General features: G+C 57.8%; 22 protein-coding genes. 5 read left to right on the top strand and 17 right to left on the bottom strand.

The window, feature by feature from the left end; translation table 11 throughout:
- Window positions 1–42: 42 nt before the first annotated feature.
- The 3 genes from OK142_RS19305 to OK142_RS19295 are packed head-to-tail and all read right to left on the bottom strand — an operon-like array spanning window position 43 to window position 2,735.
- Entirely contained in the window at window positions 43–543 is a 501-nt protein-coding gene (locus OK142_RS19305; RefSeq protein WP_498684625.1) for a hypothetical protein, read from the bottom strand.
- A 30-nt stretch (window positions 544–573) separates the two neighbouring features.
- Window positions 574–1,647 (bottom strand): DNA cytosine methyltransferase, encoded by a 1,074-nt coding sequence (locus tag OK142_RS19300; protein WP_498684623.1) that lies wholly within the window; start codon window positions 1,645–1,647, stop codon window positions 574–576.
- A complete protein-coding gene (locus OK142_RS19295) occupies window positions 1,647–2,735 on the bottom strand; it encodes a DNA cytosine methyltransferase (RefSeq protein ID WP_498684621.1) in 1,089 nt (362 codons plus the stop codon). The genes OK142_RS19300 and OK142_RS19295 overlap by 1 nt, the downstream gene beginning before the upstream one ends.
- Window positions 2,736–3,295: 560 nt before the next feature.
- Here OK142_RS19295 and OK142_RS19290 point away from each other — a divergent pair.
- The 3 genes from OK142_RS19290 to OK142_RS19280 all read left to right on the top strand — a co-directional run bounded on the left by OK142_RS19290 (window position 3,296) and on the right by OK142_RS19280 (window position 4,717).
- Window positions 3,296–3,664, top strand: coding sequence for a hypothetical protein (locus tag OK142_RS19290; protein WP_498684620.1), 369 nt, complete (start codon window positions 3,296–3,298; stop codon window positions 3,662–3,664).
- Between the two features lie 308 nt (window positions 3,665–3,972).
- Window positions 3,973–4,131: a YqaE/Pmp3 family membrane protein gene (locus OK142_RS19285; RefSeq protein WP_003493670.1), complete on the top strand. Its 159-nt coding sequence runs from the start codon at window positions 3,973–3,975 to the stop codon at window positions 4,129–4,131.
- Window positions 4,132–4,471: 340 nt separating this feature from the next.
- Window positions 4,472–4,717 (top strand): DUF982 domain-containing protein, encoded by a 246-nt coding sequence (locus OK142_RS19280; protein WP_082183658.1) that lies wholly within the window; start codon window positions 4,472–4,474, stop codon window positions 4,715–4,717.
- 106 nt (window positions 4,718–4,823) lie between these two features.
- On the opposite strand, the gene OK142_RS19275 is transcribed toward OK142_RS19280, so the two are convergent.
- From OK142_RS19275 to OK142_RS19250, 6 genes are all read right to left on the bottom strand, one after another.
- Window positions 4,824–5,216: a PRC-barrel domain-containing protein gene (locus tag OK142_RS19275; RefSeq protein WP_003493666.1), complete on the bottom strand. Its 393-nt coding sequence runs from the start codon at window positions 5,214–5,216 to the stop codon at window positions 4,824–4,826.
- 126 nt (window positions 5,217–5,342) lie between these two features.
- Window positions 5,343–6,224, bottom strand: a complete 882-nt coding sequence (locus OK142_RS19270) for a helix-turn-helix transcriptional regulator (protein WP_164056341.1) — start codon at window positions 6,222–6,224, stop codon at window positions 5,343–5,345.
- A gap of 102 nt (window positions 6,225–6,326) precedes the next feature.
- Window positions 6,327–8,516 carry a TonB-dependent siderophore receptor gene (locus OK142_RS19265; RefSeq protein ID WP_498684617.1) on the bottom strand — a complete coding sequence of 730 codons (2,190 nt, stop codon included), beginning with the start codon at window positions 8,514–8,516 and terminating at the stop codon, window positions 6,327–6,329.
- A gap of 178 nt (window positions 8,517–8,694) precedes the next feature.
- Window positions 8,695–10,371: an ABC transporter permease gene (locus OK142_RS19260; protein WP_498684614.1), complete on the bottom strand. Its 1,677-nt coding sequence runs from the start codon at window positions 10,369–10,371 to the stop codon at window positions 8,695–8,697.
- Between the two features lie 71 nt (window positions 10,372–10,442).
- On the bottom strand, window positions 10,443–11,459 hold the full coding sequence (locus OK142_RS19255; protein ID WP_137037035.1) for an extracellular solute-binding protein: 1,017 nt from the start codon (window positions 11,457–11,459) through the stop codon (window positions 10,443–10,445).
- Window positions 11,460–11,613: 154 nt separating this feature from the next.
- The gene (locus tag OK142_RS19250; RefSeq protein ID WP_498684611.1) at window positions 11,614–12,663 is read right to left on the bottom strand and encodes an ABC transporter ATP-binding protein; all 1,050 of its coding nucleotides are present in this window, start codon (window positions 12,661–12,663) and stop codon (window positions 11,614–11,616) included.
- A gap of 358 nt (window positions 12,664–13,021) precedes the next feature.
- Between OK142_RS19250 and OK142_RS19245 the strand changes: the two genes are divergently transcribed.
- Together OK142_RS19245 and pgi are read left to right on the top strand one after the other, a co-directional pair.
- Complete coding sequence (locus OK142_RS19245) at window positions 13,022–14,731, top strand: long-chain fatty acid--CoA ligase (protein ID WP_082183652.1); 1,710 nt, start codon at window positions 13,022–13,024, stop codon at window positions 14,729–14,731.
- 142 nt (window positions 14,732–14,873) lie between these two features.
- Window positions 14,874–16,499 carry a glucose-6-phosphate isomerase gene (gene pgi / locus OK142_RS19240; protein ID WP_498684610.1) on the top strand — a complete coding sequence of 542 codons (1,626 nt, stop codon included), beginning with the start codon at window positions 14,874–14,876 and terminating at the stop codon, window positions 16,497–16,499.
- Between the two features lie 157 nt (window positions 16,500–16,656).
- On the opposite strand, the gene OK142_RS19235 is transcribed toward pgi, so the two are convergent.
- The 8 genes from OK142_RS19235 to scpC all read right to left on the bottom strand — a co-directional run bounded on the left by OK142_RS19235 (window position 16,657) and on the right by scpC (window position 25,695).
- Window positions 16,657–17,385, bottom strand: coding sequence for an esterase family protein (locus OK142_RS19235; RefSeq protein ID WP_498684609.1), 729 nt, complete (start codon window positions 17,383–17,385; stop codon window positions 16,657–16,659).
- Entirely contained in the window at window positions 17,382–18,347 is a 966-nt protein-coding gene (locus OK142_RS19230) for an acetylxylan esterase (RefSeq protein WP_498684607.1), read from the bottom strand. The genes OK142_RS19235 and OK142_RS19230 overlap by 4 nt, the downstream gene beginning before the upstream one ends.
- Window positions 18,348–18,471: 124 nt before the next feature.
- Window positions 18,472–19,398, bottom strand: coding sequence for a carbohydrate kinase family protein (locus tag OK142_RS19225; protein WP_003493646.1), 927 nt, complete (start codon window positions 19,396–19,398; stop codon window positions 18,472–18,474).
- Between the two features lie 99 nt (window positions 19,399–19,497).
- Window positions 19,498–20,196, bottom strand: coding sequence for an orotate phosphoribosyltransferase (locus OK142_RS19220; RefSeq protein WP_003493644.1), 699 nt, complete (start codon window positions 20,194–20,196; stop codon window positions 19,498–19,500).
- A 171-nt stretch (window positions 20,197–20,367) separates the two neighbouring features.
- Window positions 20,368–21,405 (bottom strand): dihydroorotase, encoded by a 1,038-nt coding sequence (gene pyrC, locus OK142_RS19215; protein WP_498684605.1) that lies wholly within the window; start codon window positions 21,403–21,405, stop codon window positions 20,368–20,370.
- A 113-nt stretch (window positions 21,406–21,518) separates the two neighbouring features.
- Window positions 21,519–22,556 (bottom strand): 4-hydroxyproline epimerase, encoded by a 1,038-nt coding sequence (locus OK142_RS19210; protein ID WP_003493637.1) that lies wholly within the window; start codon window positions 22,554–22,556, stop codon window positions 21,519–21,521.
- Between the two features lie 129 nt (window positions 22,557–22,685).
- Window positions 22,686–24,008 (bottom strand): alpha/beta hydrolase, encoded by a 1,323-nt coding sequence (locus OK142_RS19205; RefSeq protein WP_498684603.1) that lies wholly within the window; start codon window positions 24,006–24,008, stop codon window positions 22,686–22,688.
- A gap of 190 nt (window positions 24,009–24,198) precedes the next feature.
- The gene (gene scpC, locus OK142_RS19200) at window positions 24,199–25,695 is read right to left on the bottom strand and encodes a succinyl-CoA:acetate CoA-transferase ScpC (protein ID WP_137037022.1); all 1,497 of its coding nucleotides are present in this window, start codon (window positions 25,693–25,695) and stop codon (window positions 24,199–24,201) included.
- Window positions 25,696–25,729: the final 34 nt, after the last annotated feature.

The following is a 25,729-nucleotide window of genomic DNA, read 5'->3' as shown; positions in this document are numbered from 1 at the left end:
GCCCATCGGCAACATACCGCCAGCCGAAGCCGAAGAACGATATTACGCCATGCTGGACGCACCGGCCGTGGCCGCATAACTTAAACGAAATGGCCTCCGGCAAACCCGGTGCGGTTCAGTCCCGGTCGAAAGCGAAACTCCGAGACTCTTTAGCTCAGCCTTGAGTCCATCTTTACTAACGGCTTCACGTCGCTTCTCAAGGTTCTTGAGCGCGTCTATCAGCAACCAATTAGTTGGGTTCGCGAGCAGCCCTTTGCAAAACTCTTGCGCTGCCGCGAGAGAGGACGGCGCGTTTAAAACAGCTTTCCCGAAATCGGAAAGCTCCAGTGGTTTGCCACCCGTAGACAAACCCGTATTTGACAGGGTCGCGGGGATATTGGTGGTCGCCCTCTTATTAAGGGTTCCACCAAAGAACCTTACCGCCCACTCTTGCTTTATTTCATCATCATGCCCTTGATGAAGCGGAATAACAGCGAGGCACTGTCGAATATCAAAGCCTAGAATTCTAGGCGAAAAGTCATTGAAAGATGGCAATTTGCTCATAAGAACGCTCCTCGTGTCACCGCTTGGCTATCAAGCTGCAGTTGACAAAGAGCTGAATTTTCTAAGATGACGAGCAATTTCTTCGCCGAATCTTTTTGCTAGTAGCGGTGGTACAGCGTTACCGATTTGCCTCCACTGCTTTTCAACGGTACCAGAAAACACGAAATCGTCCGGAAATGTCTGAAGTCTGGCAACTTCCTCGATCCGTAAAATGCGATTTCGCCAATGCAACGGCCCCATATTATTGGACCGTCGCGCCTGTATAGTCCAAGAAGGCATATCGGGGCTAAGTTTCAGTAAGAATGACCAATAGCGGGAACGCCACTTGAATAATGGAGCGGGATGACCTCGCTCTTTGGTGTAATACAGGTAATTCTCGCCCGGAGGTATCTCGGCCAAAAGGTGATTGAATTTGCCACCAGCGTAATGCCCTTCATCGGATGCGTTCTCATCCGTATCCAGATCACCGATGGCGTCTCCTGCGGAGGCCCAGCGCCGACTCCCGTTTTCGGGCGTTTTGGAGTGTGTCACGTTGGGAAAGTCAATATCACCGTATAGCGATCCAAGTACGATGCAACGTTCCCGAATTTGAGGAACGCCATAGTTCGCGGCGTTAACTATGCCCCATTTTACGTGATAACCAAGAGCTTTGGCCGTTGTTAGAATATGCTCAAGAGCGTCACGATGAACGCCGTAGGCAAGTCCACGGACGTTCTCCAGCATGAATGCCTTAGGTCTGACATCGGCCAGAACGCGCAGATAGCCGCCAACTGTTTCTGCAGCAACAGGGTCGTCGAGCGCGCGCGGCTTTTCTGTGCGGTAAAAGCGGCTCTTGGAAAAAGCCGGACAAGGTGGGCCACCGACAAGAAGATCGACCTGTCCCCTTTGAAGTCCTGAAGCGGCCAGTAATGAACGCGTTTCGATCTTGCCGATTGAGCCTACCACGAACGGTGTGTTCGGGAAGTTCATCGCATAGGTCGCAGCGCACGTCTTTTCGATATCAGTTGCAACAGCGACACGAAAACCCGCAGCTTCCACTCCTATGTCCAGTCCGCCGCAACCAGAGAACAGGCTTATACAGGATAAGGGCGCATCGTATGGCATCAACCTACTGCTTCCATTACAGAGTGCACCAAGGCACGCGCCATTGGCACAGGAACCGCATTACCCATCTGCCTGACGCGTTCCCTTCTGGGTCCACGAATGTCATAGCCGCGAGGGAATCCTTGCAGCGCTGCCAGTTCGGGTGTCCTTAGTCGTCTGTCACTCCAGTGAAACGGGCCGGTCCAAGGCCCAGGAGAGGCCGCAATAGTCCACGATGGTCGATCAGGAGAGAGTTTCAACAAGAAGTTCCAGAACCTTGTCTCAGCAACAAATGTGGGATTTGGATGACCGGCCCATTCCGTAAGAGCCTTGTAATTCCATCCCGGAGGGACCTCTGATAGATGCTTCGCCCACCGGCCAGAGACCACTTCCTCAGGCTCAAAGAAGTCGGAGTGGTCGAAGCCGTCCAGCGCCTCGCCAGTCGTCACAGCGGGCTTAAAACCGTATTCTCCCTTGGCACTATGTGTCTCAGATGGAGCCGATGGCGCGCGCTTTTTCGCTCCCAAAACAGTCACGCGTTCACGTGTCTGAGCCACACCAAATGCAACCGATCGCGCTACGAACTCGGTAATCTCGTAACCCGCATCACGTGCCGACTGAACAAACCAATCGTAGAGCGGCTTGTTTCGTGGATGTTTGATACTAGGGACGTTTTCAAAGACAAAACCGTCAGCGTCTGCCTCAACGATGAGACGAAGGTAGTCTCCAACTAGCCCACGCCTAGCGTCCTCTTTGATTTCGGTAGGCGCAGCAGGTTTTGCAACCTTCAGACCCTGCGCGCGCGCTCTGCGATAAGCTGCGTCTTCACCCTTCTCAGTCCAGTACGCGGCTTTTGAAAAAGGTTGACATGGCGGCCCGCCAACAACAATTAACGGCTCGTCAGAGCGCAGCCCTGCCGCAGCCCTCATGTCCTCTCCGGTCAGAACTGACACATCAGCCTTGAGCACCGCACCGTGATATTTTTGATTTGCATTCAGGGTGGCTACACAGTGAGGGTCAATTTCGAAGCTGGCACGCACTGACGCGCCACTCATGTGTGCCCCTACGCTAAGGCCGCCAGCCCCCGCAAAAAGATCGATTACATTCATACTCGACAATCTTGTTGGTGAACGTAGCTTCATGGTTTGTTCTCAACGAATGTCTGATTTGCCGCAATCCGTCAATCGTAGGAGGGGATCATACATAAAAAGAGCTCGTTATCGGCTTGGCCAATCGCACAAGTGCACGGCTCGACCTAACATCAATTCTGACCGCACTAAACCATTCCCATTCGTTCAGAATAGGGACTTGGACGTGTAGCCGTTCAATGCGATCGGTCAGGAGGTCAAATGAAAATCCCAAATGGGCAAAAACTGAAAAGTAGCCCGCATCAAGCATAGACAACGTTCTAGGCGCAATGCAAAAAAGGCACCATAGCATTACTGATTTGAGAGCCAGCGCGCCCCGCACTCTTACATTGCGGTGGTATTCTCATCATACCTTGTTCGTTTTACGCTCTGATTGGCAGTAATATAATAGTTGCCGTCCCTTTGCGCCCATCTGTTTTCTCTGCGCGCTGCGTCTGATAAAGATAGGGATATTCGTCAAATACGGTAATCTTGTTAGAAACTTAACTGGCGACCTGACAGCAGCTACGATGATAAATTCTTTGAATACCGATAGCGAGGAAGCCTTTCCTCATTTCTCTGCAAAAATGGACAACGGCGATCTGGCGTGGCCAGTGGCTGAGGCAAAGGGTATCAGTCTCGGGATATTTTGCCAGCGGCTAAAATGGGGATGGTCGGGCGAGAAGGCCGCAAATCATCCCGCGCCGCCGCCAACTCGGAAGTCTCCTCCTCAACGACCTTCCATCAAGCTATCAACTCACCTTTCGGATGGGCAACTCGCTTGGCCAGTCGCCAAAGCGAAGGGCATCAGTGAAGCCTTGTTTTACGCGCGCTTGAAAAAGGGAATGACACCTGACGAAGTAGTCTACACGCCAGTCATGCCGCGCGGCTGGAATTACCACCGAAGATAGTTCTGCTGTGTGAGGGCTAATCGCTATTGCCCGATGGTACACATTATCGTACACTTTACCGGTACACATGGCTTGATAATAAATGAGAGTAACCAATCAAAATCAGCAACTTAACTGGTATAACGTCGCTTCACGTAAGCGGCACCATTTTATCTCCCTAAATGACAATTTATACCTCAAGCGGATTTCAGCAGGCGCTGTCGGCTTGTCTGCCGTTATCAGGTGGCCTTCGATCGCAGACGCATTTGAAACTAAACGCTCCGCCACACGTTGACCGGCAAGTTATGTCAAAACGAAAGCGTGTTATCGTGGATGTCATTCGTATTCTTATCGCCATCATTCTTCCCCCGGTCGGCGTGTTCCTTCAGGTTGGACTTGGCCTGCATTTCTGGCTGAATATTCTCCTGACGCTGTGCGGCTACGTGCCGGGCATCATTCACGCCATCTGGGTGATCTTGCGAAAGTGACGGTCATGGCGATTGTCAGGGCGCGGCGTCACGGCCGCGCACAAAGGGACGTCCGCAATATTTTAGTACGTGATTAAATTCTTTCGGAGCTGGAACCTCGTCTTCTCCCTCACGTTATGGTGATGACACCAGCCAAGGAGAAAATCATGAACCAGATCATCTACATCGTAGGCCTCGTCGTTATCGTTCTGGCGATCCTGTCGTTTTTCGGCTTCCGCTGATCACCGTTGTCAATTCGATCGCTTGCGCTTATCCTAAGCGGCAGTAACACACGACTGCGTTCATGGGTTGCTCCGCTGTCGAGTGTATTTCGGGATCGCGTTGCTCTGGGAGGTGCACGATGAAGAACGAGAGATGGACAGAACCTGTCGAGGTCAATCTCGAGGCGAACGGCAAGAGTGTCGTCGCCGGCCCCTTTGAGGCCCTGATATTATTGACCGAAGGCTGGCCTAATAAAATACGCGGATTGAGTTTCGTGAGAGCCAGAAGCGCCTGCCGCGCCGCCCTTGATGGACGAAAGTCACCTGAGGAAGCCCGCAAGTGCTTTACCGATGCGGTTTCAGAGATGCAGAAAAATCCGCATTGACGTGCGGCCACGCGAAAAACGGCTCCTGCACGGGAGCCGTTTTTGTATGCGGCATTTCCGGGACTGAAGGAAACCGGAGATGCCTGCTTTATGGTGCTACCAAGCCTTACATCCAGTAGGGCGCGACGCCGTAATAGTCATAGACCTTGCGGTCCTTGGCGTTCAGCAGGTCGTTGTCATCGAGATTGGCGAAGTGAGGCGCGTTTTCGATCTCTTCCTTGGTGAGATCGATGCGATAGCCGTCCAGCTCGTCGTCGTAATGAAGCTTTTCCCACGGCAACGGATAGTAGTCATCGCCAATGCCCAGAAAGCCGCCGAAGCTCAATACCGCATAGGCGACACGGCCGCCACGCTTCTCCAGAATGATGCGCTGGATCGAGCCGATGTGTTTGCTATCGGCGCCATAAACGCGCGTTCCTTCAACCTTGTCGCTGGCGATAAGGCTCGGCGTGTCCTTGACATAGGGGTCTTGTCCGGCACGGGGTTCCTGATGCAACATGACATCTTCCTCCTTGGTTTTCCTCGTAAATGTTACGTTGGTAAACCACCGCACGGGCAATTCGTTCCGAAGCTTTTTCAGCCGTGAAACAGGAATTTTTTCGGATAAGCATGGAACGAAACGGCGTTATTGCCTGATCTTCTGCCAGACCGAAGGTGAGACACCGACCATCTTGCGAAAGACGCGGGAGAAATGCGCCTGGTCCGAAAAGCCAGCTGCAATGGCGATGTCGGTCAGCGCCATATCCGTTCGCATCATCAGATCCTTGACGCGATCGATGCGTGCCTGCATCTGCCATTGATGCGGCGGCACGCCTGTCGACGCCTTGAAGGCGTGGCTGAAATGGGATTGCGACAGGTTGGTGAGCTCCGCGAGTTCCTCCAGCCTTATCGAGCGCAGGCAATGTTCGCGAATGTAATCGGTCGCCGCCCGCAATTGCCAGGAGGCGAGCTTGCTGCGTTTCTTGACCGGCTCGCGCTTTACCTTGAGGAAATCCGTCAACAGGGCCAGCACGAGGCTTTCGCCGTAGAGATCATGCAACGGGTCTGGATTATCGCATTCGGCGGCGATCAGCCGCGCGAGCGCCAGCAGCCGCTCATCCTCAAACATCAGATGCGGATCAAGCAGCCCGTGCGGATCGAACCCCTGCACCAGTCGCGCACCCAGCAACCCCGCATCAAAGTGCAGATCGAGATGGCGCACGAAGGAAACATTGCTGAGTTCCGCATGCACATCCAGATCGGCGGGCACGAAGGAAATCCGGTTCGCTTCGGACGAGCCGTAATTGTCGCGGCGGCAGCGGTTCATCATGAACCGGCCACCATCCGCCCCATCCATATCGAGCAGGAAAACGAAACGCGGGTCCTTGCCGACATAACGGCCACCCGCCCTCGGCGCGCAATGCACGTCCCAGAGATCGGCGACGATGCCGTTCCACACCCTTGAGCGCGGGCCACCGATGACGGCAAAGCCCTCGATCTCGTTTTCCATCCGAACGCGGAAAGCCATGGCCTCTTGATCCCGCAAGGCGCAAGGGCGCCACTATAAACATGATAAGATTATTCATGTTTATAGTGGCAAACTATTTTTCCCGCAACTGCCGGCCGCCCATTACCACTTCTTGGCAAGCTTGAAGGTTATCGTGCGGCTGTCACCCCAGCCGCAAACGGAGACCCCGGCGCAGCTCTTGACATATTCCCTGTCGAAAACATTCGCGACATTGACGGAGGCCGTCCAGTCGTTCTTCTCGTAACGGATCGCGGCATCGAAGACCGCAGCATCCGGCACACGCAGCGTGTTTGCCGCATCCGCCCAGGACTTGCCCTGATAACGCACGCCGCCGCCAATGCTGAGGCCTTCAAATGTATCATCGGTAAAGGCGTAATCCACCCAAAGCGACGCGGTGTGAGCGGGCACGATCCACGGCGATTTGCCGATCAGGTTGGGATTGGCATCCTTGGTGATATCGAGATCGGTATAGGAATAGGAGGCGATGGTCTTCCAGTTGTCGCTGAGATTGGCCTTTGCCTCCAGCTCGAAACCGGTGGACTCCACCTGTCCGAACTGCCCGCTCGTTGTCACACCGCCGGCCGTATAGGAAACAATGGCGTTGTCCTTCACCAGCTTGAAGACAGAGGCGGTGATGCTGCCGTCAAAGAAGGTCGGCTCATATTTGATACCGGCCTCGAACTGATGTCCCTCCTCCGGTACGGCGGAGCTGCCATCCGCAAGCGTATCGATGAGCGGATTGAAGAAGGTGGCGGCCGAGACATAGGGCGTCAGGCCGTTGTCGAATTCATAGGCAAGACCGGCGCGACCGCTCAGCGCATCGTCATTGGAGCGGCGCGATACGCCAGCCGGCAGCCTGTTGTTCAGTTCCGTATCGACATAGTCATAGCGGCCGTTCAGCGTGACCAGCCAGCCATCACCGAAACGCAGCTGGTCCTGCGCATAGATGCCGATCTGCTGTTGCGTCACGACGTTGTTGGCGTAAACGAAATTCGTTCCCTGCGTCGAACCGTAGACCGGGTTGAGCGCGCCGATCGCATTCGATCCGCAGCACGCCTGCACCTGATCCAGCTTGTAATATTTATAGTCGAGGCCAAAGAGCAGAGAATGGCTGACCGCGCCGGTATCGAACTGGCCTTCGACACGATTGTCGACGCCGAAACTGTCCACCTTGGACAGGCCATCATAACCGAAGCGGGTCAGCATATAGTCATTGGTGGTGGCATCGAGGATCGGCTGGCCATTGGCGTCGGCATTCGCCCAACCGCCCGGATAGGGCCCGGTTTCATGCTTGTAGAGGTGGCCGTAGCGGGCGTTCTGGCTGATCTTCCAGCCATTGTCGAATTCATGGCTGACTTCGTAACCCACCATTGACTGGTAGACGCGGCCATTATCAAGGTCGGGCTCGCCGTAAAACGCCTTGCGGTCAAGCTTGCCGAACGGTGCGTCAACCACGGTGCCGACATAGGGCAGGAAGCCATTGCCGACATGAACCTGATCGAGCGCCGAGAAATATCCGTACAGCGTGGCGCTCGTCTGCGCATCCGGCTCGAAGGTGATCTGCGGCATGATGAAGCCGCGCAGATCCTCGGAATAGTCGGTGTAATTATCGCCGCCCGAGACCTTGCCGGTGACGCGGTATTTCCACACGCCCTCACCGTCGACCTTATCGCCAAGATCAAAACCGAAGAAGGCGTTGCCGAAATTATTGATGCCGATTTCCGTTTCGCGGACCGGCTCGTCCTGCGGGCGCTTGCGAACCATCTGCACGATGCCGCCGGGATTGGCACCGCCATAAAGCACCGAAGCCGGTCCCTTCAGCACCTCCACCCGCTCCAGACCGTAGGCGTCCATCTGGAAACCGCCGAAACCGTAGCTGAACAGGTTCAGCCCATCCAGAAACACGCCGGTCTGGGTTGCCTGGAAACCGCGAATGTAAAACCAGTCCGTATCCGGATCCGTGCCAAAAGGCTCCGCCGTCACGCCGGGCGTGTAGCGCAGAACCTCGTCGATTTTGGTCACAGCGCCGCGATCGTCCATTTCCCTGCGACCGATGACCGACACGGATTGTGGAATATCCTTCGTTTCCGTATCGGTTTTCGATCCCGTCGCGCTTTTTTTGGCGACATATCCCCGGACCGGACCCGTGGCGTTTTCCGTGCCCTGCCCCTCGACTGTGATCTCACGCAGAACCGTCGTCTGCTGCGCTTGACCCACCAGCGGCGCCATCAAAACAATGGCAGCCGTTCCCAGAGCCAGGCGGCCCAAAAACATCTCATGCAAATTTTTCAAGATATGCCCCGAAACAGATCACGGCCGACGTTTATATACGGCAGGCCGCAGCACCTCAATTAAGCTGAGTATTTACATCAGGATTAAGGCGCTATGCTTGTCGTTTTATGGGGGGATTTGAAGCTTATTGGCTTCTCGCACAGTTTTGCGCCACTCATTTATGGATAAGATCGGGGCATCAGCCCTTGCGCCGCCCAATCCTTGCAAGCTGCATGACCGGAAGGATGCCGATGACGACGATCGCCAGTGCCGCGATTGCCGCTTCCTCGTAAGTACCGCGCGCCGCTTCACCATAAAGATGGGTTGCGAAAGTCTCGAAATTAAGCGGCCGCAACAGGAGCGTGGCCGGAAGCTCCTTGACGCAATCAACGAAGATCAGCAAGGCGGCGGCCGCCAGCGATGCCTTTGAAAGCGGCAGATGGATCTGTCGGAATGTCTGCGTTGCCGATCTTCCGAGCGTTCGCGAAGCGTGATCGAAGGATTGCGGGATGCGGCTCAGACCGGCATCGACGCTGCCCGCCGCAATGGTCAGGAAACGCGCCGAATAGGCGTAGATCAGGGCGGCACCACTGCCGATAAAAATGAGGCCGGTGGATATGCCGAACCACTCGCGCATTGTCTGGTCAACGAACCTGTCAAAGCCGCCAAGCGCGATCAGCACGCCAATGGCAATGACCGTGCCGGGAGCAGCGTAACCCACCGTGGAAAGCCGATAGGACCAGAGCGAAAGGCGTCCCGGAGCAAGGCGCATCGCGTAAGCCACCGCAAGGCCGAGGATGAGGGTGATCGCCGTCGCAAGTCCTGCGAAGAGGATGGTATTCAGAGCCTCCTCAGTGAAACGGGACGACAGGCCGCTGAACCGGAACCGCTTCCATGCCTCGATCACCAGATAGCTCGCCGGCGCCACGAAACCGATCACGACCGGCAGGCTGCCGAGAGCAAGAGCGCCAAAGGCTTTCAGGCCGGTAAGTCGCACCGGCTCCAGCTCCCTGCTTTTCTGCGCCGAGACCGCATAACGCTGCTTGCGTCGCGCCCATCGCTCAAACGCCACAAGGGCGACCACGATGAACAGCATGGAAAGCGCGATCTGCGCCGCACCCGGCAAGTCCGATTTCGTGACCCAGGTGGTGTAGACCGAAACGGTGAGCGTGCGGACACCGAGAAATTCCGATGCGCCGATATCGTTCAGCGCCTCCATCAGGGCAAGGCTGATGCCGACCGCGATCGCAGGGCGCGCCAGCGGCACAGCGACCTTGAAGAAAGCCGCACGTCTGGAAACACCCAGCGTGCGGGCCGCTTCGAGCAGGTTGCCCGCCTGCGTCAGGAACATGGCGCGGACGGGAATATAGACATAGGGAAACAGCACGAAACCGAGCAGGACGATGCAGCCCGTCATCGACCTTATATCCGGCAGGCGGAATTCGCGCGGGCTGGAATAACCAAGCAGCCAGCGGAGCGCGCCCTGCACCGGCCCGATCGGGTGCAGAATATCGAGATAGGCGTAAGCGACGATGTAGGTCGGCATCGCCAGCGGCAGCAGCAGCGCCCATTCAAGTATTTTCCGTCCGGGAAAATCATAGGCGGTGACAAGCCAGGCCGCATATGTACCGACAATACCAGCCAGCAGCCCGACGCCTGCAAGAAGGATCACGGTGTCCGGCAAAGCCGTCAGAATGACGCTCGCGCCGAGATGCGCCCACAGGCCCTGAGAACCCTGCACGGCCTGCGAGACGAGCGCCAGAACCGGCACCATGGCGCCACAGACCGCAGCCAAGGACAGGCACAGCCACCAGAAGGAGGATGAAAACCGTGTTCCTGCGCGGGACGTCAAAGGCTGGGCGGCGTCTGGATTCATGAGCTTCTTGAAAATACAGGGAAAGGCGCCCGCGGCTGCGAGCGCCTTCCACCTCTGTTGCCAATTGGCCTTTACTTGTCGAAACCGACCTTGTCGACCAGTTCGCTCGCCTGCTTGCGATGCGATACGATTTCCGTCAGCGACTTGTTGTCGACCTTCAGGTCACCGAAGGAAGCGACGATCTCATTGAGAGCCGCACCCTGCTTGACCGGATATTCATAGTTGGCTTCGGCGTAGATCTTCTGGGCTTCGTCCGAGACGAGGTATTCGAGAAGCTTGACGGCTTCTGCCTTGTTCGGAGCGTTCTTGGCCACCGCAGCGCCAGTGATGTTGACCTGCGTGCCACCGTTCTTGAATGTCGGCAGAACGACCTTGATGGCATCGCCCCACTTCACCTGCTCCTCGCCGCCCTTGCCCGAGCGCATCAGGCCGACGTAATAGGAGTTGGCAATGCCGATATCGCAAATGCCGCCGAGGATGTCCTTGGCAACGTCACGGTCGCCACCGCCTGCCTTGCGGGCCAGGTTTTCCTTGACGCCGGCAAGCCATTTTTCAGTGTCGGCGGCGCCATAGTGGGCGATGTAGTCAGCAAAAAGCGCGGTGTTGTAAGGATGCTGGCCGGCGCGAATGCAGACCTTGCCCTTCCACTTCGCATCCGCCAGATCTTCATAGTTGAAGGAGGCGAGGTCGAGATCCTTCGCCGCATAAAGAACGCGGGCGCGCATGGAAAGCGCGAACCAATGGCCCTTGGCGTCGCGAAGTTCAGCCGGGATGGACTTGCTCAGGGTTTCGGATTCGACCGGCTGGGTAACGCCCTTTTCGGCGAGATCGACAAGGTTGCCGGCATCCACGGTCATCAGAACGTCGGCCGGCGAGCTTGCGCCTTCGCTCAGAACGCGCTCGGCAAGACCATCCTTGAGGAACACGGTGTTGACCTTAACGCCGCTCGAAGCCGTGAAGGATTCCAGCAGAGGCTGGATAAGGCCCGGTTCTCTGGTGGTGTAGATGTTCAGTTCCGCAGCGCTGACCGATCCGGCTGCAAAAGCAACGGTGCTGGCAAGCAGGGCAATTTTGGAAAATTTCGTCATATGTCGTCTCCCTCTTCGATGGCGGCAATATGGGGGAGCAAACATCATACCTGATGGAGTAAATCAAGTTTTATTTGGCCATTTTCAGACGGGACTTGATCACCAAGAGTTGAAAATGGAGCGTAAACAAACATGCAAATCCGCTCATTCAACCTCAAGTAAATATCAGAACGCCCTTCGGATCTATGCCGAAGCGCACGGCCGTGGTCTTGGTCGGCGTACGCTGCATCGTTCTGACGCGCAAATCCGCCGGCAGGCCGGGCACGGCTATACCAAGCTGCTCGATCTCACCGAGAAAAACACGGCTCGATATTTCGCCGGCGATCCCCTCTTTCGCGGTGCTGTCCTCAATGATCGAAATCGCGTTGGGGCGCACATAGGCGACGGCGGCAAGGCCTTCCGGCAGATCGGAAGCATCGCCCAGGGGCCCGAGCGGTGTTTCGACGCGCCCCTGCCTGACGTGGCCTTCGATCTTGTTGAAGGCGCAGAAAAAATCGGCGGCGTAGCGGGTTTTGGGATTATCGTGAATTTCGTAGCCCGTACCGCTCTGCACGATCCGCCCACGCTGCATCAGCACCACACGGTCACCTGCAGAAAGCGCCTCTTCCGGATCGTGGGTGACCATGATCGCCGTCGTGCCGAGTTCCCGCAGAAGACCAAGCGTCTCCTCACGGACATTGTCTCGCAGACCCCGGTCCAGATTGGAAAAGGGCTCGTCCATCAACAACAGGCCCGGTTGCGGGGCAAGGGCGCGGGCAAGTGCCACGCGCTGCTGCTCACCGCCCGAAAGCGTATGCGGATAGCGCTTCGCAAGCTCCTGCAGGTGGACATGTTCGATCATTTCGCCAGCGCGGTGGCGCGCCTCCGCCTTTGGCAGCGACCTCAGGCCAAACATTACATTCTGTTCGACGGTAAGATGCGGGAAAAGCGCATAATCCTGAAAGACAAAGCCGATATTGCGCTTTTCCGGCTCGACGAAAACACCCGAACCGGCAACGCGAGCGCCGTTCAGGGAAACGTTGCCGTGGTCCGGCGTCTCCACGCCCGCAACAATGCGCAGCAAGGTCGATTTTCCACAGCCGGACCGTCCCACCAGACAAATGATTTCGCCGCGTTCGACGGACAGATCGATATCGGACAAGACGTCCGTATCACCGAATCTTTTCCCCACCGATTTCAGTTCAAGCGCTGCGCTGCCTGCCATTTCAAATCCTGCCCTGCTCTACGAATTATGTTGATCGCTCAAATCAGGATTAAAGTCAAAAAACCGGGCAAAATGCGGTTTCCTTTCACGAGGCCGCGAGATGTTGGGCAGCAATATTGACGTTTACGTTAGAGTTAAATAGGCTTTGCCAACACGATGGACGTCACGGGATTACGCGTCTATCATTCGTCACCGGGGAGCGGGAGGAGCGGTCGATCCGGTGACGCCATACGTGGTTCCCTCAATCCGGCCCTAGTGCCGGCAGATGCGGGAACCTCGTGACGATCAAGGCAGCCTAAAGCGCCCTTCACGCGTTCCGTCGAACGCCCGGCGCATAGAAGACTCTGGGAGGAGAAGCATGAGTGAATTGTCCCTGGGACAACCGGAAAATGTCAGCGTCCAGAAGCGCTGGCTGTCATCCTATCCGCAGGGCGTCCCTGCCGAAATCCCCGCATCCGCCTATTCCTCCCTTGTCGAACTTCTCGAAAAGAGCTGCGTGCAGTTTGCCGACCGCAAAGCCTTTTCCAGCATGGGAAAATCCCTGACCTATAGGGAACTGGATATTGAAACCCGCGCCGTTGCCGCATGGCTGCAATCCAGAGGACTGGAAAAAGGCGACCGCGTTGCCGTGATGATGCCGAATATCCTGCAGAACCCCGTCGCCGTTTACGGGATCTTGCGCGCGGGCATGATCGTGGTGAACGTCAATCCGCTCTATACGCCGCGCGAACTGGAACATCAGCTGAAGGACTCCGGCGCGAAGGCACTTTTCGTGCTGGAGAATTTTGCGCATGTGGCGCAGCAGGCGGTGCCGAAAACCGCTGTCCGTCACGTGGTTGTTGCCGCCATGGGCGATCTGCTCGGCCTCAAGGGACATATCGTCAATCTTGTGGTCCGCAAGGTGAAGAAGCTCGTGCCCGCCTATGCCATCCCCGGCTCCATCAGTTTCAAGGCCGTGCTGAAGGAAGGGCAGGAACTTCCGCTGAAGCCCGCCAGCCTCAACGCGCAGGACATCGCCTTCCTGCAATATACCGGCGGAACCACCGGCATTTCCAAAGGCGCTATCCTTACCCATGCCAATCTTCTGGCCAACAAAGCCCAGATCAGCCTCTGGCTGGACGCCGCCTTCAGCGGCAAGGACCGGCCCGAGGTTCTCAATTTCATCTGCGCGCTGCCGCTCTGCCATATCTTCGCGCTGACGGTGAATTCGCTGATGGGCATTGCGCTGGGTGGCCATAATCTGCTGATCGCCAATCCGCGCGACATTCCCGGCTTCGTCAAGGAGCTGTCGCACTATCGCCCGCATATTTTCCCCGGCATCAACACGCTGTTCAACGCGATGATGAACAATGAGGATTTCCGCAAGCTCGACCTGTCGTCACTGATCCTCGTGCTTGGCGGCGGCATGGCTGTGCAACGGCCAGTGGCCGAACGCTGGCTCTCCATGGTCGGTTGCCCGATCGCAGAAGGTTACGGTCTTTCCGAGACCTCGCCCGTCGCAACCGTCAACCGGCTGGACGCCACGGAATTCAGCGGCACCATCGGCCTGCCGATCTCCTCGACCGAAATCGACATTCGCGATGAAGAGGGTAACAGCCTGCCTTCCGGCGAAGTCGGCGAAATCTGCATTCGCGGGCCGCAGGTCATGGCCGGGTACTGGCAGAGGCCGGATGAAACCGCCAAAGCGATGACGGCAGACGGCTTCTTCCGCTCCGGCGACATGGGTTTCATGGACGATCGCGGTTACACCAAGATCGTCGACCGCAAGAAGGACATGATCCTCGTTTCCGGTTTCAACGTCTATCCGAACGAGGTCGAGGAAGTGGCCGCCAGCCATCCCGGCGTGCTGGAATGCGCCGCAATCGGCGTTCCGGACGAACATTCCGGAGAGACGGTGAAGCTTTTCGTCGTCAAGAAGGACCAGTCGCTGACGGAGGCAGAACTCAAGGCCTTCTGCGCCAAGAACCTGACAAATTACAAGCGGCCGAAAATCATCGAGTTCCGTACCGAACTGCCGAAATCCAATGTCGGCAAGATTTTGCGACGCGAATTGCGCAATCTGAACTGAGCGCTTCGAAGCCACTGACGAGAGCCGGGAAACCGGCTCTTTTCTTTTATCGCGGCCCTTTTCTTTTATCAAAGTCGCCTTGATTTGGCCGCCTGAAAAAGAATAGTTTCCTCATCCTTCCACGGAAGCCGAGGAGCACAAGATGCAGGCCACCATCGAAAAACTGAAAGCAACGGCGAGCAGCACAGCCGCAACCGATCTTCGCGCCGCGTTTGCGGCCGACGACCAACGATTCAGCCGTTTCAGCGCCAAATTCGATGACCTGCTGATGGATTATTCCAAATGCGCTGTTAACGAGGAGATCGTGACGCTTCTCGAACAGCTCGCGCGCGACGGCGGCGTCGCAGCCAAGCGCGAGGAGATGTTTTCCGGCAAGGCGATCAACTTCACCGAAGATCGCGCCGTGCTGCACACCGCCCTGCGCAACCGCTCCAACACGCCGGTTCTGGTTGATGGCAAGGACGTGATGCCGGATGTAAATGCCGTGCTTGCGGCAATGGGCAAATTTGCCGATGCCATTCGCTCCGGTTCTCTGAAAGGTGCGACCGGCAAAAAGATTACTGATGTCATCAATATCGGCATCGGCGGCTCCGATCTCGGCCCGGTCATGGCGACGCTGGCCCTTGCTCCCTTCCATGACGGTCCGCGTGCGCATTTCGTCTCCAATATCGACGGCGCGCATATCGCCGGCACACTGAAGCTGGTTGATCCCGAAACCTCGCTCTTCATCGTCGCGTCGAAGACCTTTACCACCATCGAAACGATGACCAATGCCGCCACCGCGCGCCGCTTCATCGCCGAAAAGTTGGGTGAAGAGGCCGTAAAGCACCATTTCGCTGCCGTTTCGACAGCATTGGATAAGGTCGCCGCCTTCGGCATCGAGAGCGACCGCATCTTCGGTTTCTGGGATTGGGTCGGCGGACGTTATTCGATCTGGTCGGCCATCGGCCTGCCGCTGATGATCGCCATCGGACCGGACAATTTCGGCAAGTTCCTGGATGGCGCGCACGCCATGGACCGGCACTTCCGCGAGGCGCCGATCCGCGAAAACCTGCCGATGCTGCTCGGCCTCATCGGTTTTTATCACCGCAACGTGCTGAACTATTCCACGCGGGCGATCCTGCCCTATGACCAGCGCCTGTCGCGTTTCCCCGCCTATCTGCAGCAGCTCGACATGGAATCGAACGGCAAGGGCGTGACGATCGATGGCACGCCGGTCGAGGGCCAGTCCGGCCCGGTCGTCTGGGGCGAGCCCGGCACCAACGGCCAGCACGCCTTCTACCAGCTCATCCATCAGGGCACGAGCGTCATTCCGGCGGAATTCATGATCGCCGCCAACGGTTTTGAGCCCGAACTGCGCCACCAGCACCAGCTTCTCATCGCCAATTGCCTGGCGCAGTCGGAAGCCCTGATGAAGGGCCGCACGCTGGCCGAAGCGAAAGCCCAGCTCACCTCCAAGGGCATGGAAGACAAACTCGCCGATTTCATCGCGCCGCACCGCGTTTTCACCGGCAACCGTCCGTCCATCACCTTCGTCTACGACAAGCTGACGCCCTTTGCGCTTGGCCGCCTGATCGCGCTTTACGAACATCGCGTCTTCGTGGAAGGCGTGCTGTTCCGCATCAACTCCTTCGACCAGTGGGGCGTGGAGCTTGGCAAGGAACTGGCGACCGGCCTGCTTCCCGTCGTTGAAGGCAAGGAAAGTGCTGCCAGCCATGACAGCTCGACACAGGGTCTGGTGAAGGCGCTGGCGGGACTGGCGGGGTAACATCTTCGCGCCAGCCACCTTCTCCGGCTGAGAATAAAGCCAAAACAGCCACTTCCGTCATCCTCGGGCTTGACCCGAGGATGACGTCGCGTTTGAGGCGAAGTCATCAATACACGCGCTTGGACTTAAACCAGCGACCTAGAAGCAAAGCGTGCGCTCAAATATAAAGCGCCGCCATCTTGCGCCACGCCCCTGCCCGATGCGCACGCCCGTCCCAGATATGCATCTGATGGCCCACCTGCTTGTCCGAAAGCACCCGGCTCAGATGATGATTATTGTCGAGAAAGGGGTCGGCATCGCCGATGGTGAAAACCATGTCGATGCGGCGCAGGCTCTCAAGCCGCCAGCCGCAGGCGAGGCCCGGCAGGAAATGGCTCGGCATGTGGAAATAGACATCGTCATCGTAATAACCGTCGAACAGGTCGCCGAAGGATTCCACCTTCATCGTCAGGTCGTAACGGCCGGAAAAGGCGACGAGCTTGCGGAAAAGATGCGGATGGCGAAAGACGAGGCTGGCGGCCTGAAAGGCACCCAGGCTGCACCCTTGGACGATGGTGTCGCCATTGGGGTTTTTCTCGGACATGAGCGGCAGCACTTCGCTTAGAATATAGTCCTCGAAGGCCGCATGGCGCCGGAGGCGATCTGCCGGATGATGGTGGGTTGCATAGAAGGTCTCTCTGGCAAGCCCCTCTATACAATAGAGTTGAAGTTGACCGGCTTCCAGCTTGTCAGCCAAACTGGCGACGAGGCCCAGTTCCTCATATTCGAAGAAACGCCCGTCGCGGGTGGGAAACATCAGCACCTTGGCGCCAGAATGTCCGAATATTAACAGCTCCATGTCGCGATGGAGCCTTTGACTATACCAGCGGAGATATTCGCGTTTCATGACACCTTGAAAAACCGTCTGACCTTGTCCTTATGGACCGCATCTTGCGATGCGCTGTCAGGGTAATCGAAATGGCCGGCGTCGAGGATGAAGATTTCATTAAATTTTGATTGCGGCACTGCATTGGCCACCGCAAACTGGCAGGGCGGCGCCACTGCCGGATCGAAAAGAGCGGGTACGACCAGCATCGGCACTTTTATGCGCGACGCGGCACAGGCAGCGTCGAACAGGCGCAGCGTCTCGAGCACATTGGCATGGGTCTTTTGATAGGTCTGGACCGCATCCGCGCTGCCGACGGTGGGCAACGTCAGCCAGAACGGCCGGTGTCCGAATGTCGGCACCACCAGATGGCCCCGGTCAATGCGCTCGTCATATGGGATCGCCAGGGCACCAATGCCGCCGCCGAAGCTGATGCCGCTATATCCCACCTGCCCTTCCAGCCAGGGATAAAGCGTGACAAGAGTTGAAACGGCGATCCACAGATCATCGACACAGCCGCCGATGATATAGTCGTCTTTCCTGTCGATGTTGTAGAGGACATGAAGGGCGGGATCGGACGAAATCGGCGGGCAGGCGCTCAGGGAAATGCCGCGAAAGCAGGGAAACAGCACGGCAGTTTCTTCCACCGGCACATAGAAATCGGGCTCTCCGCGCCCGCCATAACCGTGGCCGACGACGAGGCCGCGACGCACCTGCCCCTCACGCGGCAGAAGCATCCATCCGCCGATGCGGAAGCCACCAGTCGAGGTGTAGGTAATATCGAGAACATGCCAGCGGGGATGGCTGAGCCTGCTCTTGCGCAGCACCGGCCGCGGATCCGTGGCGAGAGCACGGCGATAACGCTTCTTCCAGAAATCATCGAAGCCGGGCGGCGCTTCAGGCGGGGTAATCGCCAGCAGCTGCTCGCGCTGCATGCCATAGGTCGGGTCGAAATCGAAAGGATGGGTTGTCGGAACGCTCATGCGATGCTTGTTTCGTGAAAAACCGGCGGACACAAGCTTCTTGATATCCAAATAACGGTTTTTTACGGCCCTTGCGCCGCCAAGAGTGTTGAACCACCTTTTCAAAGCGGTTCAACCCTGCCCTTTACAATCCGATTTCATGCGCGAAAGGCGGGTTCGCGCCTGCTCGCGACACGGTGACCGCAGCAGCCTTTGCGCCAAGCGCCAAAGCCTTTCTGATCTGCTCTTCCGTCAGCGAAGCGACCTGCGCCTTCGTCAGAAGCCCCTGCATTTTCAGCGAAGCGAGAATGCCGGCATCGAAGGTGTCGCCAGCACCGACCGTATCGACCACTTCCACCCGCTCGGAAGCCACTTCCACCTTGAAATTGGCGGTGTAACCAACGGCACCCTTGGCGCCTCGGGTGACGACGACGAGTTTTGCGCCATGATGCAACCAGTGGCGTGCGAGCGTCTCCTCGTCGCCTTCCACTCCAAACCATTCAAGGTCTTCATCGGAGAATTTTACGATGTCAGACTTCGCCGCCATACGGAGGATGCGGGCCATATGCGCCTGCTTGTCCTTGATGAAACCGGGGCGGATATTCGGATCGAGCGAAATGACGCGGCTTTGATGCTCGCGCATCAGCAGCGCCTCATAGGTACTGCCGCAAGGTTCCGGAATGAGGCTGATCGCGCCGAAATGCAACGCTTCGCAATCCGCACCCAGTGCCGGAAGCTCGGCCTCGGTGATCATCCGGCCGGCGGTGTTCTCGTCATAAAAGGCGTAGGTCGCGTGGCCATCGATGAGCTTGACGAAAGCGATGGTGGTCGGCCGCGAAAGCGTTGCGCAATAGCTGAAGTCGACATTGCTCGCGCGCAGGGTTTCCCGCAGGATATCGCCCATCATGTCGTCGGAAAGACCCGTGAAGAATGCGGACGGGACGCCGAGACGGCCGAGTGCAATTGCCGTGTTGAAGACCGCTCCGCCTGCATAGGGGGCAAAACCCGCCTCACCCAGCGTCGTCTGCCGGGGCAGCATGTCGATCAGGGCTTCACCACAACACAGGATCATTACGGTCCTCCTCAAACAGCAAATCAAATGGACTTAAATCGATTTAGACGAAGATCGATCGGAAGGCCAGCCGCAAAGCCGGGCTGGCCACATCCGAAATCAGGATTGCGGCAATTCGCTGACACCGCCGTGTTTCGCCGACCATGGCAACGGGTTATCGAGAAAAGCCTCAACGCCGGACAGCGTCTTTTCATCGAACAGTTTTTCAGCGCGGGCGACAGCCAGAACATCGCGCCAGGTGGTGAGGTAATGCAGCTTGACATTGCCGTTGGCGAAGCGCGCTTCAGCCTCTTCGAAGATGCCGTAATAAAACAGTGCGATGCCGTGATCGACGATACCGCCCGCCGCGCGGATGGCATCGATAAAGGTAAACATCGAGCCGCCGGCCGTCGTCAGATCCTCGATGACGAGAACGCGCGCGCCTTCCGGCATGTGACCTTCGATCTGGGCGTTGCGGCCATGGCCCTTCGGCTTCTTGCGGCAGTAGATCATCGGCAGGCCAAGGCGTTCGGCGAGGAAAGCGGCGAAAGGAATGCCAGCTGTTTCCCCCCCTGCCACACAGTCGAATTTCTCGAAGCCGGCCTCGCGCATCACCGCCGCTGCGGCAAAATCCATCGCAGCGGAGCGAATGCGCGGGAAGGAGATGAGCTTGCGCATGTCGATATAAACAGGGCTCTTCATACCGGACGCGAAGGTGTAGGGGCTTTCGGAATTGAAATGGACCGCCTTGATTTCCCACAACATCTTCGCAACCAGCTCTGCAACAACGGCGCGGTCAGTGAATGTGAAATGGTTCATAGGCGTTCTCCTTTTTCGGCCTTGGTTTATCGCTCCGAAAACCGGGGCCGGTTTTCGGAAAGCACAACATCTCGGTTCAGCATTGCAGGCATCCGCAGGCGGCACCGTAATTTATGGGCGGATGCCTGTGGATCATAACAAAACCGCCGGCATTGCCGGCGGTCAAAAAAATCAGCTCACGTCCCAATGAAGCGGGAACATCGGATCAAATACGGTCACCGGCCCGGCGCCAGTCTCGATCTTCTCGGGAAACGACACCGGCTCCTCGCGCTTCACCAGCGTGATCGTCTCCTCGTTCAGCGCCAGCCCGTACCAGGCGGGACCGTTGAGGGAAGCGAAGGCTTCCAGCCTGTCGAGGGCGTTTTCCTGCTCGAAGACATGGGCAAGACAGCTCATGGTATTGATCGAGGTATAGATGCCGGCGCAGCCGCAGGCGCATTCCTTCAGTGGGTCCACATGCGGGGCGGAATCCGTGCCGAGGAAGAAGCGGGCATCGCCCGAAGTCGCGGCAGCCCGCAGCGCCAGCCGGTGCTCTTCGCGCTTGGCGACGGGCAGGCAATAATAATGCGGCTTGATACCGCCGACCAGAATGGCGTTGCGGTTGATGATAAGATGATGGGTGGTGATGGAACCGGCCAGATTGGCCCTGGACGACCTGATGTAGTCGACGCCATCGCGGGTGGTGATGTGCTCCATCGTCACCTTGAGCTCAGGCAGACGCTGGCGCAGAGGCTCCAGAACCGTATCGATGAACACCTTTTCGCGGTCGAAAATGTCAACCTCTGGCGTCGTCACCTCGCCATGCACGCAAAGCGGCAGGCCGATCTTCGCCATGCGTTCCAGCACCGGCATGGCCTTGCTGAAATCGCGCACACCGCCGTGGGAATTGGTCGTCGCACCCGCCGGGTAAAGCTTGACGGCGGTGATGAGACCGCTTTTTTTGCCCTCTTCCACGTCGTCGGCCTGCGTGTCCTCGGTCAGATAAAGCGTCATCAGCGGTTCGAAGCGATCGCCCGCCGGAATGGCCTTGACGATGCGGTCGCGATAGGCGCGGGCATCGGCCGTTGTGACGACGGGCGGCACGAGGTTCGGCATGATGATGGCGCGGGCGAAATGGCGGCTCGTATCCCCGATCACGCCTTCCAGCATGGCGCCATCACGCAGGTGCAGATGCCAGTCATCAGGGCGGCGAAGGGTGAGCGACTTCATCGGGATACCTCGGAGCATGACGGAATTGGCGCCCGCTTAGCATCTTTCGTCACAGGAAAACAGCCGCCGAGGGGCATCGGGCGGCTGTAAATGTCATTTTTTTGAAGCGAACCTCAGATGCCGCCCGCTTCCGGACCCCACACATCCGTCATGGCAAAGCCATCGGCAAAGGGATCGAAGGGATCAAGGCCCACCTGGTGCAGGCCGAAGGTGAAACCACGCCCGGCAATGGTGGGAATGACCGCCGGGCGGCCCGCGACTTCGGTCACGGCGGAAAGGCCGACATCGAATTCCGAACCGATGATCGAACGGGACTTGTACTCGTCTCCCACCTTTACCTTGCCGCGCGCGTAAAGCGTCGCAAGATTGGCGGAATTACCGGTGCCGCAGGGCGAACGATCCGCCCGGCCCGGCCACATGGTCGTGCAGGTGCGGATGGAGCCATCCGCATCCACATCGCGGAACATCACATAGGCCACACCGGAAATGGCAGGGATTTCCGGATGAACGACGGTCATTTCGCGGTTGACGAGATCTTTCAAAATCATACCGGCCGCAACCAGCTTCGCCGCATTGGCCTTGTCGATGGTCAAGCCAATCTGACGCACATCGACCAGCGCGTAAAAGATTCCGCCATAGGAAATGTCCATCGTCACCTTGCCCCATTCGGGCGTGTCGATAGTCACATCCAGCTCATGCACGAAGGACGGCACCATGGTCAGCTTGACCTTTTCGCAACGCCCGTCGCGGCAGGTGGCAGTGGCTTTCACCAGACCGGCGGCCGTCTCCAGGATGATGACGGTTTCCGGCTCCTGCATCTCCACCATGCCGCTTTCCAGAAGCGCTGTCGTGGCGCAGATGGAATTGGAACCGGAGCTCGCATGCGCCTGATCAGGCTGGAGAATGACGAAAGCGGCATGCGCATCCGGATGCTTCGGCGGCAAGAGAAGATTGACCGACCCCATGGGTGTGCCACGCGGCTCCAGCGTCAGGAAGCGGCGCAAGGCCTCGCCTTTCGGATCGGTGTTCATCCAGTGAAGCTGCTCTGCGACGGTATTGCCGGGAATTTTCGGCGCGCCACCGGTAACAACACGGCCGATTTCGCCTTCGCAATGGACATCGAGAAGCTGCAGGGTGCGTTTCCAACGCATGGGATATTACTCCGGAAGTTGAGCTGTTAACCGGACCATACAGATAAAAATACAAGCTGTATACAAATCTGAGGAGGTGAGATGGCGAAAACCCTAAGCGTTTTTCGCAATCCCGTTCTTAGTCACGATCTAGCGGTTACGGCATTCCGCCCGGTTGCGATTGGCGGCGGCTTCGCAATTCACTCGCGATGACTGAAGCGCCTGATCATCCACCACGGAACCGGCCGTATCTCCCACCGACCCGACGGTGTTTTCAACGGAGCGGCCGACCCGTTCGACCTGCCTGCCGTAATTCTCACGCGTGCGCGGATCGAACACCGCAATCGGTGCGCTGACCACCACACTCGCGGCCGTTCCGACCGTTTGCGCAGCACCGATGCTGACGGCACCCAGCGCCTCGCCCAGACCGACATCGGAATCCGTCACCGTCTGCCCGGCGATGAGGCGGTCGCCGATCAGGCGCACAACCTCCGGGCTTTCGGCAAATTTGCCATGGTTCAGCCGGTCGCCCGATTGCAGCTTGGTCAGATCGAGAACAGTGATACCGGCTTTTTCCAGCTGGCTGCGATACGGTTCGACGGAGGGGTCGATCTGGCCCAGGCGGTCGACATTGCCGGAGATACGCCGCGACAGGCTGAGTGCGCGGTCATCCTGCGAAACAAACAGAGTGAATTTCGGCGGCATCTTGCCAAGGCTTGTAAATTGCCGGCTGAACACGTCCACATCGAGATCCGGTGCGGCCAGAATGACATTGCTGATCTTCGGATCGACACGACCGTTGCGGATCGCCATCTGGCGCAGCGCTTCCACCGCAAGCCATGTGCCCATCGAGTGCGCCATGACGGTGACTTCGCTGATGGACCTGTCCTTCGCAAGCCGGGTCAGCATTTCCTCAAGCGCATCGCGCGAGTAATTGGTGCTTTCCTTGTCGTAATTATAGTCGAAAATGCTCGCCCGCGATGGCCAGGTGAAGACGACCGGGACGACATCCGTGCCGGAATCATGGACGATCTGAGCGAAACGATAGACGGATTCTTCGTAACGATTATTGAAACCGTGCACGAAAACCAGCACCCGCCGGTCCTTCTGGATGTGTTTGCTGATCCAGCTTCTTGTTTCGGCTTCGGAGCGAATTGGCTCCACCGCCACCGTGGTGAAATCCTTCAGCGGGTTGGGCGGCAGCTTTTTGGGCCATTGCACCTGTCCGACCTTGCGGTTTGCATTGGGCGGAATGGAGATGGTGACGGCATCGACCTTCAGGCCCGTTCCGCGCTCGCCGCCGAAAAGCACGGCGGCGTTTTCCGATGGAGCGCGCGTCGTGGCAACCAGAAGATTGACGGGCGTTGTTCCCGCCACGGTCTGCCCGGTCGGCGTCATGACCCCGATGGGACGCCCGCCGCACCCGGCAAGCAGGGCGACAATGGCGATTACGGCCACGAAGCGGATGGGCATCACGTCACTCTCCTACAACCCAGAGGCAGCCCGATAACAGCCGGGGGAGACGTTTTTCTACCGAAGGCGGAACCGCTGCGCCAGCAACCATCGCGTAATCATTGCCAGTTTCCGCCCCGGTGTGTCCAAACGGACCCAATCCGCCCTCTCACGGTAAACAGACAAGCATCGCGATGGAAATGCACGGGCCTTATCGCTGCGGCAGCATTGTGCCCTTCTCGCGAAGGGCATTGTGCCATGACAGCGCCTCTTCGATGAGGTGCGGCGTATGACCGCCGCGTGCTACCGCGCGCTGGTAATAATCCGTCAGCGCAGCGCGATAATGCGGATGCACGCAATTGGCGATGATGACAGCCGCGCGTTCGCGTGGCGCGAGACCGCGCAGATCGGCCAGCCCGATTTCCGTGACGAGAATATCCACATCGTGCTCTGTATGGTCGACATGGCTGACCATGGGCACGACGCTGGAAATGGCGCCGCCCTTGGCGATCGACTTGGTGACGAAGATGGACATATAGGCGTTGCGGGCAAAATCGCCCGAACCGCCGATGCCGTTCATCATATGCGTGCCGCCGACATGGGTGGAATTGACGTTTCCGTAAATATCGAATTCCAGCGCCGTATTGATGCCGATGATACCGAGGCGGCGGATGACTTCCGGATGGTTGCTGACCTCCTGCGGACGCAGGATCAGCCTGCTCTTGTAGTCCGCCAGTCGCGGCATGACCCGTTCATTCATGGCGGAGGAGAGCGTGATCGACGAACCGGAAGCGAAAACCAGCTTGCCTGCGTCAAAAAGCTCGAAGGTCGAATCCTGCAGGACCTCGGAATACATTTTGAGATCGTGAAACGGCGTATCGATGAAACCATGCATCACGGCATTGGCGATGGTGCCGATGCCGGCCTGGAGCGGCTGGAGTTCATGGGTCATGCGGCCATGACGCACCTCGTTCAGCAGGAATTCGGTGAGATGGCCGGCAATGGCCTTGGTCTCGTCATCCGGCGGCAGCACCGTTGAAAAACTGTCGCTCTTGTCGCTCAGGACGATGGCGGCGATTTTTTCCGGCGGCACCGGGATGAACGGCAGGCCAACACGGCTATCCGTCGCCACCACCGGAATGGGCATGCGGGTCGGGCGTTTGGCGGGAATGAAAATGTCGTGCAACCCCTCCAGCACCTCGGGCTGCGACAGGTTGATCTCGACGATGACCTTGTCGGCCAGAATGGCGAAGCTTGCCGAATTGCCGACGGATGTCGTGGGCACGATGCCGCCATCCGCCGTAATCGCCACAGCTTCGACGATCGCGATATCCACCCCGTGGATCTGGCCGCCGCGCAATTGCTCGACCGTTTCGGAAAGATGCTGGTCGATGAACATCACCCTGCCGTCATTGATCGCCTTGCGCAAAGCCGGATCGGACTGGAACGGCATGCGGCGGGCCAGCATACCGGCCTCGACCATGGTCTTGTCGAGATCGTTGCCGAGGGAAGCGCCGGTCATCAGGGTGATTTTCATGGGGTTCGTCTTGGCGCGTTCGGCCAGCGCCAGCGGCACCGCCTTTGCTTCGCCGGCCCGCGTAAAACCGCTCATGCCCACCGTCATGCCATCCTGAATGAGACTGGCGGCCTCTTCGGCGCTGACGATCCTGTTCAAGAGGGATGCGTTGCGGATACGCTTTTCAAGCATGCACTTCTCCATGATCTGCACTCACGATGGCACG

The sequence above is a fragment of the Agrobacterium sp. BT-220-3 genome, assembly GCF_025910175.1.
GTDB lineage: Bacteria > Pseudomonadota > Alphaproteobacteria > Rhizobiales > Rhizobiaceae > Agrobacterium > Agrobacterium oryzihabitans.
This window is presented reverse-complemented; position numbering and strand designations above follow the sequence as displayed.

Coding starts and splice junctions, on each gene's coding strand:
- OK142_RS19270 (WP_164056341.1), bottom strand. CDS start 6,224: ATGGCTTTCCGCGTTCGGATGGAAAACGAGATCGAGGGCTTTGCCGTC.
- scpC (WP_137037022.1), bottom strand. CDS start 25,695: ATGCTTGAAAAGCGTATCCGCAACGCATCCCTCTTGAACAGGATCGTC.
- OK142_RS19210 (WP_003493637.1), bottom strand. CDS start 22,556: ATGCGTTGGAAACGCACCCTGCAGCTTCTCGATGTCCATTGCGAAGGC.
- OK142_RS19295 (WP_498684621.1), bottom strand. CDS start 2,735: ATGAATGTAATCGATCTTTTTGCGGGGGCTGGCGGCCTTAGCGTAGGG.
- OK142_RS19250 (WP_498684611.1), bottom strand. CDS start 12,663: ATGGCAGGCAGCGCAGCGCTTGAACTGAAATCGGTGGGGAAAAGATTC.
- pyrC (WP_498684605.1), bottom strand. CDS start 21,405: ATGAAGTCGCTCACCCTTCGCCGCCCTGATGACTGGCATCTGCACCTG.
- OK142_RS19260 (WP_498684614.1), bottom strand. CDS start 10,371: ATGAATCCAGACGCCGCCCAGCCTTTGACGTCCCGCGCAGGAACACGG.
- OK142_RS19275 (WP_003493666.1), bottom strand. CDS start 5,216: ATGTTGCATCAGGAACCCCGTGCCGGACAAGACCCCTATGTCAAGGAC.
- pgi (WP_498684610.1), top strand. CDS start 14,874: ATGCAGGCCACCATCGAAAAACTGAAAGCAACGGCGAGCAGCACAGCC.
- OK142_RS19280 (WP_082183658.1), top strand. CDS start 4,472: ATGAAGAACGAGAGATGGACAGAACCTGTCGAGGTCAATCTCGAGGCG.
- OK142_RS19300 (WP_498684623.1), bottom strand. CDS start 1,647: ATGCCATACGATGCGCCCTTATCCTGTATAAGCCTGTTCTCTGGTTGC.
- OK142_RS19220 (WP_003493644.1), bottom strand. CDS start 20,196: ATGAACCATTTCACATTCACTGACCGCGCCGTTGTTGCAGAGCTGGTT.
- OK142_RS19205 (WP_498684603.1), bottom strand. CDS start 24,008: ATGCCCATCCGCTTCGTGGCCGTAATCGCCATTGTCGCCCTGCTTGCC.
- OK142_RS19255 (WP_137037035.1), bottom strand. CDS start 11,459: ATGACGAAATTTTCCAAAATTGCCCTGCTTGCCAGCACCGTTGCTTTT.
- OK142_RS19305 (WP_498684625.1), bottom strand. CDS start 543: ATGAGCAAATTGCCATCTTTCAATGACTTTTCGCCTAGAATTCTAGGC.
- OK142_RS19245 (WP_082183652.1), top strand. CDS start 13,022: ATGAGTGAATTGTCCCTGGGACAACCGGAAAATGTCAGCGTCCAGAAG.
- OK142_RS19235 (WP_498684609.1), bottom strand. CDS start 17,385: ATGAAACGCGAATATCTCCGCTGGTATAGTCAAAGGCTCCATCGCGAC.
- OK142_RS19230 (WP_498684607.1), bottom strand. CDS start 18,347: ATGAGCGTTCCGACAACCCATCCTTTCGATTTCGACCCGACCTATGGC.
- OK142_RS19225 (WP_003493646.1), bottom strand. CDS start 19,398: ATGATCCTGTGTTGTGGTGAAGCCCTGATCGACATGCTGCCCCGGCAG.